This is a genomic window from Streptococcus sp. 2018WUSS126 (genome assembly GCF_044427425.1).
In the GTDB taxonomy this organism is placed as follows: Bacteria; Bacillota; Bacilli; order Lactobacillales; family Streptococcaceae; genus Streptococcus; species Streptococcus hashimotonensis.
The window spans coordinates 52,693-62,710 of the sequence record NZ_JAOTGB010000017.1 but is presented as its reverse complement, the minus strand read 5'-3'; the positions used below and the strand labels follow the sequence as shown (position 1 = coordinate 62,710).

General features: G+C 35.7%; 9 protein-coding genes. 1 reads left to right on the top strand and 8 read right to left on the bottom strand.

The window, feature by feature from the left end; translation table 11 throughout:
- Positions 1-170: 170 nt before the first annotated feature.
- From ODU34_RS07570 to aroA, 7 genes are all read right to left on the bottom strand, one after another.
- Entirely contained in the window at positions 171-254 is an 84-nt protein-coding gene (locus tag ODU34_RS07570; protein WP_013641314.1) for a 23S rRNA methyltransferase attenuation leader peptide, read from the bottom strand.
- A gap of 108 nt (positions 255-362) precedes the next feature.
- The gene (locus ODU34_RS07565) at positions 363-533 is read right to left on the bottom strand and encodes a hypothetical protein (protein WP_002941306.1); all 171 of its coding nucleotides are present in this window, start codon (positions 531-533) and stop codon (positions 363-365) included.
- Positions 534-924: 391 nt separating this feature from the next.
- Positions 925-2,280 carry a 23S rRNA (uracil(1939)-C(5))-methyltransferase RlmD gene (gene rlmD, locus ODU34_RS07560; RefSeq protein ID WP_398578435.1) on the bottom strand — a complete coding sequence of 452 codons (1,356 nt, stop codon included), beginning with the start codon at positions 2,278-2,280 and terminating at the stop codon, positions 925-927.
- A 66-nt stretch (positions 2,281-2,346) separates the two neighbouring features.
- On the bottom strand, positions 2,347-3,669 hold the full coding sequence (locus tag ODU34_RS07555) for an LCP family protein (RefSeq protein ID WP_053867319.1): 1,323 nt from the start codon (positions 3,667-3,669) through the stop codon (positions 2,347-2,349).
- A gap of 11 nt (positions 3,670-3,680) precedes the next feature.
- Positions 3,681-4,508, bottom strand: a complete 828-nt coding sequence (gene pheA / locus ODU34_RS07550; RefSeq protein WP_105105934.1) for a prephenate dehydratase — start codon at positions 4,506-4,508, stop codon at positions 3,681-3,683.
- The gene (locus ODU34_RS07545) at positions 4,499-4,990 is read right to left on the bottom strand and encodes a shikimate kinase (protein WP_024399702.1); all 492 of its coding nucleotides are present in this window, start codon (positions 4,988-4,990) and stop codon (positions 4,499-4,501) included. The genes pheA and ODU34_RS07545 overlap by 10 nt, the downstream gene beginning before the upstream one ends.
- Positions 4,991-4,998: 8 nt before the next feature.
- Positions 4,999-6,279, bottom strand: coding sequence for a 3-phosphoshikimate 1-carboxyvinyltransferase (aroA, locus tag ODU34_RS07540; RefSeq protein WP_105178733.1), 1,281 nt, complete (start codon positions 6,277-6,279; stop codon positions 4,999-5,001).
- A 215-nt stretch (positions 6,280-6,494) separates the two neighbouring features.
- On the opposite strand from aroA, the gene ODU34_RS07535 reads away from it, so the two are divergent.
- Positions 6,495-8,741 (top strand): hypothetical protein, encoded by a 2,247-nt coding sequence (locus tag ODU34_RS07535; RefSeq protein ID WP_238145899.1) that lies wholly within the window; start codon positions 6,495-6,497, stop codon positions 8,739-8,741.
- On the opposite strand, the gene ODU34_RS07530 is transcribed toward ODU34_RS07535, so the two are convergent.
- Positions 8,727-9,989, bottom strand: coding sequence for a PLP-dependent transferase (locus ODU34_RS07530; protein ID WP_105178732.1), 1,263 nt, complete (start codon positions 9,987-9,989; stop codon positions 8,727-8,729). The two genes, ODU34_RS07535 and ODU34_RS07530, sit on opposite strands and share 15 nt — an antisense overlap.
- Between the last annotated feature and the right edge of the window lie 29 nt (positions 9,990-10,018).

Sequence of the window (10,018 nt, the reverse complement as noted above, 5' to 3'; positions counted from 1 at the left end):
TTTCACTCGTTAAAAAGTTTTGAGAATATTTTATATTTTTGTTCATGTAATCTCTCCTGAAGTGATTACATCTATAAACAAATACAGAAGTTAAATGATTTGTTTGTAATTTTAGTTATCTGTTTAAAAAGTCATAAGATTAGTCACTGGTAGGAATTAATCTAACGTATTTATTTATCTGCGTAATCACTGTTTTTAGTCTGTTTCAAAACAGTAGATGTTTTATCTACATTACGCATTTTGAATACCAACATGACGAATCCCTCCTTCTTAATTACAAATTTTTAGCATCTAATTTAACTTCAATTTATAGTATAACACAACAAGATGATATGTTCAATATAAAAGTTATGGAATGAGTCTCATACTTCCAATTCGATGCCAGATTTAAAGGATATGACGAAGTGTTCTTCATAGACTGTAACGCTCTGGATTATCTTCCTTAGTAGCAAGCGATTAGCTTTCACAAAATCTTCTGTTTGTAGTTTTAAAAATTCATCAGGATTTTCTAACTCAACCTCAAAATATTTCATTTTACATTCCCTCATTTCATTTATTGATAAATTGAGTTTACAAAAAAGAGTGGACAATTTTTGTCTACTCTTAACCTTTAAAATAGTTTTTTTTAATCGATTTGAAGTTGCCTAAATTATTACTTATTCGGTAAAATGAAGTATTGCTTTCAACAGATTTCCTTCAACTACACTTCACTTGATTCAAACAAGGTGGGTACATTTCTATTCCCACAAACTCCTTGTCAATGGAAACAAACACGTACCCACAGGGTAAATGGAAATAGAAACTGATAATTTCTAGCTATCACTTCTACTCATTCCAAAAATTTTCTCACTCTGATACTTACCCACCATAAAGCAAAAAGCCTTGCAACAAAGGCTTTTCATTATCCCTTTCGTTCCAAGGTTTCTAGGCTTTTACGAGCAGTGCGACACACTCGACGTGATGCGTATTCGGAAATAAATCCGTCGGCTGGACTTTGGTTAATCGATACCCTAACTCTTCATAGAGCTTTACATCACGCGCCATGGTTGCCACATTACAAGAGATATAAACGATTTTCTCTGGTTTTACAGAAGTACTCGCTTTGATAAAACTTTCTGTCAAACCTTTTCGTGGTGGGTCGACAAAAATCACAGTTGGCTTGACTCCATCTGCCACCCATTTTTGCATAGCGGATTCTGCACTATCACAGACATAGGTAACATTGTCAATCCCATTTCGAGCAGCATTCTTCTGACTATCAAGGACGGCCTTTTCAACGACTTCTACACCGTAAACATGCTTAACTTGTTTTGCAAAGGAGAGACCAATTGTCCCAATACCTGAATAGGCATCAATCACGACATCATCTGCCGACAATTCTGCAAAGTCAATGGCGGTCTGATAGAGTTTTTCAGCCATTTCTGTGTTGACTTGGTAGAAAGACGGTGCAGAAATTTCAAATTCATTGCCCAACATGGTATCTGTAATAGTTTCACTGCCATGCAAAAGACGGAATTCTTGACCGAATATAGCATTGGTATTCTGGTCATTAATATTCTGAACGATAGAAACAAGATTTGGAAATTGGCTTGTCAAACGCTCAACAAGGGTTTCAACACGGAAAATCTTCGGACGAGTCGTAACTAAAACTAGCATCAACTGACCTGAATAATGACCACGGCGAACAACAATATTTCTCACAAGTCCTGTCTGTTCTTTCTCATCGTAAGGCTTCAAGTCTAATTTTCTCAACAGGTCACGTATCGCTAGAACCAAGGCATCAATTTCCTTATGTTGAATGTAAAAATCCTCAATCGGAACTAAATCATGTGAATTTTTTCGGAAGAATCCTGTTTCTAACTGCCCATTCACACGACGAACAGGAACAGCTGCCTTATTGCGATAAGCAAGAGGATTGTCCATTCCCAAAGTATCTGCTACTGCTATTTCTGGCAGACCTGCAATCTTACGTAGATTATTCTCAACTTGTTTTTTCTTAAAAGCTAGTTGGGCTGGATAAGTGAGATGCCCCAAGTCAGCAATACCTGTTCTTAGATAGGTCAAATCCAAGTCCTGATTACGGTCTGGTGAGAAGCTCTGCCATTGCTCCACCTTACCAAATCCAATATTTTTCTTAAGTTTTAAGATGCGCATGGAAATTTTCTCGCCTGGAAGAGCATTGTCTACAAAGAAGACAAAACCATCAATTTTTGCCACACCCTGACCCTCATGTGTCAAATCTACTACTTCTACTTCGACAATATCGTTTTTCTTTAACATAATTCTACTTTCTATTTTGGGACCACTAAAAAAGTGACCGAAGTCACTTCTAGTATACCATATTTCTTAACGCAAGCCTAACTCAGCCAAGCGCTGCTGGTATTTTTCAAAATCAACACGAAGAGCCATACCACCATACATATCATAGTCGTCAATCCAGTCTCCATTTTCTGGGATTGTAACACGTTCGATACCATTTGCCGCATCCAATAGAAGGCCTGGTCCCTGTAGCCACATAAAGCTTTGTGGCACTGTTGTTGGAGTCATCGCCACAACCTTACCTATAGCTTCGGAGCCAGAGAATAGTTTCATTGGATTTTTAGCCTGTGTCATAACAGCAGATAACACTTCCTGTTGACGTCTCGTACGACCAAAATCACCTTCATCATCCGAACGATAGCGCGCGTAGTTAAGCAAGGTCTTACCATCCATCTGCTGTACACCGACCTGAATCGTTTGATAAGCAGGAGCATTTTCTTCCAGCTGTAAATCATTCGGCACTTCTACTGAGCTAACGACTTCACCATTAATAGTTGAAAACTGTGCATCAATCGTTACGCCCTCAGGGAAAAGTGTATCAATCGTCGTCGCAAAGGTTGCAAAATCCACCATCGCATAGTACTTGACATCGATGTCAAAATTATTCTTCAACGCCTTCCGAACTTCTTCAGCCCCTTGCTGATTATCCTGTTCTCCCAAAGTATAGGCAGTATTGAGTTTATATTCATATCCCTCAATATCCACCAAGGTATCCCGCATAAAGCTAACAAGTTTGATTTTGTTATCCGTGTTATTCACATTTAGAACCATGATGGTATCCGTTCGAGTTTCACCTGAACTTTCGCCAACACGACCGTCTGTTCCCAAAATTAAAATATTTGTCCCATTCGATGTATCTACGCCGTTGAAGACCTCAGCTACTGGCTTCTCACTCACGCTATTCATACCTTTGAAAAAACTATAGCCCATCGCTACAATCACTAGCGCTATAGCAAGCAATACGAAACCAATAAAGCGCTTGAAACCACCCTTTTTACGAGCTTTTTTAGGTTTAGGTACTTTCGCTTTGGGCTCGATACGAGGAGACTGAAACCGTTGAGGTTTGGCTTGTCTTGTTTTTCTGGATTTACGTTCAGGATAGCGAGGCAACAGTTCCTCTTGCTCATCATCCTCTTCAAAATAATCTTCCTCGAAGTCATCTTCGTAAGCCGTTGGTGTGAAGCTACGTAGAGATTGCCTTGGACTTCCATGCCGTTCTCTCAGCTCTTTTTTATATAATAGATAATCCAACTCACGACTTTCTTTGTCATTTAAGTAGTGGATATTTTTTTGCAAATAATCTAACCTCAATTGTTCATGATGGGTTAGGATATTATTGTTTTTATTCATCTGTCTTCATCCTAGCTGGTCATATAGACCAGGTAATTCCCTAGTACTTTATAGGTTATGTCTAAACTAGTCAATTCTTTTTGAGAATAGGCTAATAATTCCTCAGACTGATTGTCAAGATCCAGTATGAAAAAATACTCACCCAAAGCCGTTTTCAGGGGTCGGCTTTCTATTTTTGTTAAGCTGATTCCTCTCCATGAGAAAACAGACATGGCCTTATACAAGGCTCCTGGCAGGTTATCTGGCAACGTCAGTGCAAGACTGACTTTTTTAGCTACTTGTTCCAGGGCAATAGACGGAGCCTTATCCCCCAAAATCCAAAAGCGTGTAAAATTCTCACTGATTTCCTGGATGTCTTGCGCAATTACTTCCAGTCCATATTCAACTGCTGCCGCTTGCGGAGCAATTGCCGCGAATGGTTGTTCAGGGTGTTCTGCCACAAAGCGAGCAGCATAGGCTGTACTAGCTGTTATTTCAATACGAGCCTGACGAAAATGTTCCTGAATATATTTCTTCCCCTGAGCAATTGCCTGCGGATGAGAATAGATAACCTCTACAGCCTTATCGGCACTCGTGGCTAACAGTTGTTGGGCAATCGGTTGAACAATCTCTGCAACCGCATGAATCTCCGCCTGATGAAAGAGATAGTCAATCGTTTCATGAACACTACCTTCAATCGAGTTCTCTACTGGAATAACGGAATAGGTAACTTCCCCCGTTTCGTAGGCCTTGATAACCTCTGTAATCGTTTCAAAAGCCTGCAAATCCGCAGTCGGAAAGGCCTGCTGGGCCACTTGATGTGTAAAAGAACCACGAGGTCCTAGATAGGCTACTTGCATAAAATTTTCCTTGCTACTTGTTCTGGATTCAGTTTATCTGTATCAATTACAGTATCGGCTAAACCTTGATAAAGTGCCATTCGTTCACGATAGAGGGCTTCAAACTCTTCCTTACTACACTGTAAAAAGAGAGGTCTTTGCGATTGTCTATCCTTACGAATTCTCTGATAGGAAACTTCAAAGGAGGCAGTAAGAAGTACATTGTCCTCCCTATTTGCCAACAGCAATTCCCTGTTTACTTCAGATTTAATCACACCACCACCAGTTGACACGATACAATTACTAGGTAAGTCCAGCAATTCTTTCAACACCTCTGTCTCCAGTTGTCTAAACGAAGCCTCTCCTTCAAGATTGAAATAGTCAGCAATAGGCATACCAATCCGTTCTTCAATGATATGGTCCATATCGTAAACGGGGAGATTTAACAAATGTGCTGTTGTTGTTTTTCCAACTCCCATAAATCCAAGTAAAACGATTGGCATACGTTCTCCTAATCCATCAAACTATTTAAGTGTTCAAAGAAGGCAGGATAGCTAGTATTGATAGCTTCTGCTCTTTCCAATACAACTTCTCCATCTTTGGCCAACAAGGCGGCAATGGCAGTCATCATACCGATACGGTGGTCACCAAATGTATTGATTTCAGCACCATGTAAAGCAGTTGGTCCGTGAATAATCATACCATCTTCTGTTGGTTCAATAGTTGCTCCCATACTATTTAGAGCATCTGCAACAACCTGAATACGATCCGTTTCTTTAACTTTCAACTCCTCAGCATCACGAATAATCGTTGTTCCATGTGCTTGAGTCGCTAGTAAGGTAATAATTGGCAACTCATCAATCAAACGAGGAATCAATTCGCCTGCAATCTCCGTAGCCTTCAATTCCGACGTTTCAACTGTAATGGTAGCAGATTTTGCAAGTTCATCTATGTTAGAAAGAGTCATTTTACCGCCCATAGCTTTAATGACATCTAAGATACCAGTCCGAGTTTCATTGATTCCCACATTTTCAAGGATAATTTTTGAACCTGGTACGATTAAGCCAGCAACCAACCAAAAGGCAGCACTTGAAATATCTCCTGGAACGGTAATCTCTTGGGCAATAAACTCCTGACCACCTTGGATGCGGATTTCCTTGCCATTGACTTCCAACTGTCCACCAAACTGGACAATCATATCTTCTGTATGGTTTCGAGTCAACTCTTTTTCTACGATGACCGACTCTCCCTCAGCCTGCAAGGCAGCAAAAATCAAAGCTGATTTTACTTGGGCAGAGGCTACAGGGAGTTGGTAGCGAATTGGTTTTAAATTCTTATTCCCTTTGATGGTCAACGGAGGTAGGTCACGTTCAGTTTGTCCAGAAATCTCTACTCCCATTTGACTGAGTGGAATAGTTACTCGGTCCATAGGACGTTTGGATAAGGAATCATCACCAAACATAGTCGCTTCAAAATCTTGACCTGCTAAAACGCCTGAAATCAAACGAATCGAGGTTCCAGAATTTCCCATATCCAAATCATTTTTGGGTGCTTGAAGACCATCAAAGCCAACACCGTGTACTTCAACAATATCACCATTGTCTTCAATTTTTACACCCAAATCACGAAAGATCTGCATGGTTGACAAGACATCTTCCCCACGTAAAATATCGTGGACACGGGTAACACCTTTTGCAAGGGAACCAAAAATAATAGAGCGATGACTAATTGATTTATCTCCTGGGACACGAATCGTTCCCTGTAGTTTTTCTACGCTTCTTCTTAATTTCATATCCTTACCTCAAACTAGTATCACTACTATTTTATCATATTTATAAAATATTTTCTGATTTTTATGACAATTACTTGTAAAAAATCAATCTCTATTACATTTTGGAAAACAAAAAATTAAAAATATTTACTATAAAAATTTTAATAAAATCTATAAAACAAATGTAGATTATGGTATACTAATGATAATAAATTGTTATCGGTAGGAGAAATGAATTGTTGCAAAAAATAGAAGATTTTTTAGCCCAATATTCCAATTTTTATCAAATTTTCATACCAATAATTTTATCAATTATATTATCGGTCATGTTATTCCTATTCAAGATTCCACAAAAATGTTTACAAAAATATAAAAAACGCCAGGAAATTTTCAAGAAAAAGCAATACATACAGGATAGATATTATTTAAAGCGAGAATTGGAAATCCAAGAAATTATTCAAGAACTTGTTAAAGAACAAAAAATGACAATTGTATATGGTGCTCTAGGGCGTGGCAAGACAATTATACTAAAAAAACTACATGATAGTATAATCGATAAAAATGAAAAATTTCTTCAATTTTCATTGTATATTGATTTAGAAAAGAAAAATTTATTTGAAGAACTGGAAAGAATAACAGAGATAAAAATAACCAATCCATTTGATTTTTATAATTGGCTGAAAAGTCTCCTTGGTCGTAAAAAATGCTTGATTATCCTAGATAATATTGCACCAGCACAATATGCCGATATAATTAATTTTTTTCTAGATAACATTCACAATCGATATAAGATTATAATGGGATTAAACTATATTAATCCTAAGCAATCTTCTCAAATAGAAATAAAGAATTTTGATGCCGAACAAGTTGCCGAGCTAGCAGAGTTACGCAGATTGGATATAGATGAAGATAATCTTTCAAGAGTCTTTACCTTAACTCAAGGTATCCCTGTATATGTAGATCATCTTTTTAAAACGAATAGTCAATCGATTAACTATGAACTCATGGATGTCATATCATTTCAATTAGCAAATTGTTCTGCCGCAGAGAAAGATGTCTTGCAGTCAATTGCTTTGAATAGAGTTCTATATTATGATCTTACAGAAAGACTTTTCTCCTCTTTTGATATTGGTCTAATAATATCCTTGTCATCAAAAGGGTTGATTCAATTTGAACAAACTACAAAGAATATTGAATTAAACTCACTCATTGCTGAGCAGTACCTATTGCACTTAAAGAATGAAAATGTATTCGTAAAATTACTAGAATACTATAAAATACACAGGCTTGAAAACTTTTTAGAATTGTCACTACGAGTGCCTGTCGAAATAAAAAATGATTATTCCGACTTTATTCAAATATTAAAACAGTTGTACAACGATGGAGAATACCAATATTTGCTATATTTGGGAGAGATAATTTTACGAAACGATATTCAACCTTTTTTTGATTTTGATAAAATTATTGATTGTTTTTTTGATTGCTTTATTTCTTCTTTATTAAAAATAGGAGATTACAACTATGCAAATGATATGATTACTAAAATAACTAGAAGCAATATTTTTGATAGTGGACTAGTTTATAGAAATATCCAGACAGAAGCGATTCCTTATAAGATAAATTATTGTGATCTATTACACTTAACCAATTCATTTCAAGAGGCTATTGATAATTTAGAAGTACTAATGGCAACTAGTACACTCTCCTCAATACAACAAGAACGCTGTAACTATTTAATCTTACACTGTAAAAGACATATCGGTAATGATTTAAGTCAAACCTCTAAGGAATTTCGTAAACTTTCTGATAATAGTCAAGATATTTATTATAAAATTCGTTCGTTATATTCAGCTTTTTCAATTGATATGTTTCAAGGAAAAAATCACTTAAAAAGAAAGTTTGAAGAGATGAAAAATAAGATAGATAGTTTACATCCTAGTAGTGAGATATTATTATTCGCTCAGAGACATTATATTATTTTTTATCGTAAATATTGCAATGATTTAGAAAAAGCAGAAAGACTCTTAATAAAAAATATTAAGAGCCTGGAGAATAGTAAATTAAGAATTTTATATGATTATTATTTTGAAGCTGGGGAACTATACCGTGAAAGTTTCTATTTACATCCTTCCAAACAGAACTACAAAACGAGTTATGATTTCTATGAAAAAGCTATTGCATTTTCAAAAAATGTTGGAGATACCAATTTATATCACAGTGCCACAATTGGAAAGATATTATTAAAGAAACAGCATTCAAAAGTTAAACAGAAAGATTTGAATTTTATTCTTCGAGCAACTCAAACAGAGTCTATGCTGAATAAAGTGCAATTCCAACTAGTTTATTCTTATCTTACACATGATTATGACATGCTTGCAAAACTTTCTAAATACGCTAATCAGTTAGAGTATTTTGATACAGCTAATATTGCCAAAAGTCTATCGGAACAACATTCTTGTTTTATACCTCTAACAGTCATGTAAATTTTGCTTGAATTGATTAACCTGCGCTTCTGAAAAAGTATAGTTTAAAGTTCGCTTTGTATTTAAAAAGCTATCAACATGCTTAGTGATTTCTTCGCTAGGCATGTTATTTTTGATTGCAGTAAGTATATTGGTTATGGTATCAATAATATCTATTTCCCAATTATAACGCGCGATTTCCTGTAATCCAATCCTAATTCCAAAGTCATTATAAACTTTCTTTTCCCGTTTTGTCACAGAAATTCCATAGTGACAACATGCCTCAAAAAAAGTATTTAATTCAATTTTATTAGGAAAAGAGAGCCATATTTGATGAGTTTCAGAATATCGTTCACCACTAATGAGGCTAAATCCATTCTGTAGTAACTTTTTAGAAAGTCTTTTAACCATGTATTGAATATTTTGAGAATAAGCTTGACCAAATCTTTCAAACTCAATTAAAGTTGTGATTAAACTAAGGATATGATGGAAGTGAGTATTTCTTAAATAGTCTGGATTGATGTTTTCATACTTTTGGAGTAAATTGGGATTATTTGTCAGGATAAGACCACATGTTGCTCCAGGAAGAGTTTTATGTGCAGCACCAAACATAATAAAATTGTTGTCGCTACTATTGAAATAATCAAAAGGATTTTTATTTTCTTTTCCTGCAATCAAACCTAAGGTTTGAGTTGCGTCATACAATAGTATACAGTCTTTAGGTAAATCAATCTTTTCTAATTGAGGTTGAAAGAGTATGTCAGAGAGACAAATCAAAATTCCTTTTACATTTTCTTTTGTCAGCGCTTTGTTTAATTGATCATAATCAATATCCAACTTATTGTAGTCATAAGGAATATATTTTGTCTTTATCCCTAATCGCCGACATATTTTCTTTATTGAGGTGTGTCCTCCATATTCATCACTTGAAATGTACACAGTATCCCCTATTTCAAACAATGACATCAATAATGAGGTAACAGCGTTAATCCCAGATAATGTACGTGCATCAGCATATTTTGCACCATATAATTCAAGGCATAGTTGATTTAATAAGATATTAAATTCAAAAAGTTTCTCGCTTCCTAAAAAATTATTTTCGTAATAGTTCGAACTTGCTCCTAAAAGATATTTTTCTTGTAGTGATGAAGAAAGCATAATTTTAGAAAAAGGTGATACAACATTCTCAGCAGCACACAGAGGAAGTTGATGCTGGTATTTAAATACTGCTTCATTATATAATTGTTCAAATTTATGTAATGTACTCATAACTTTCTCCTACCGATAACAATTTATTA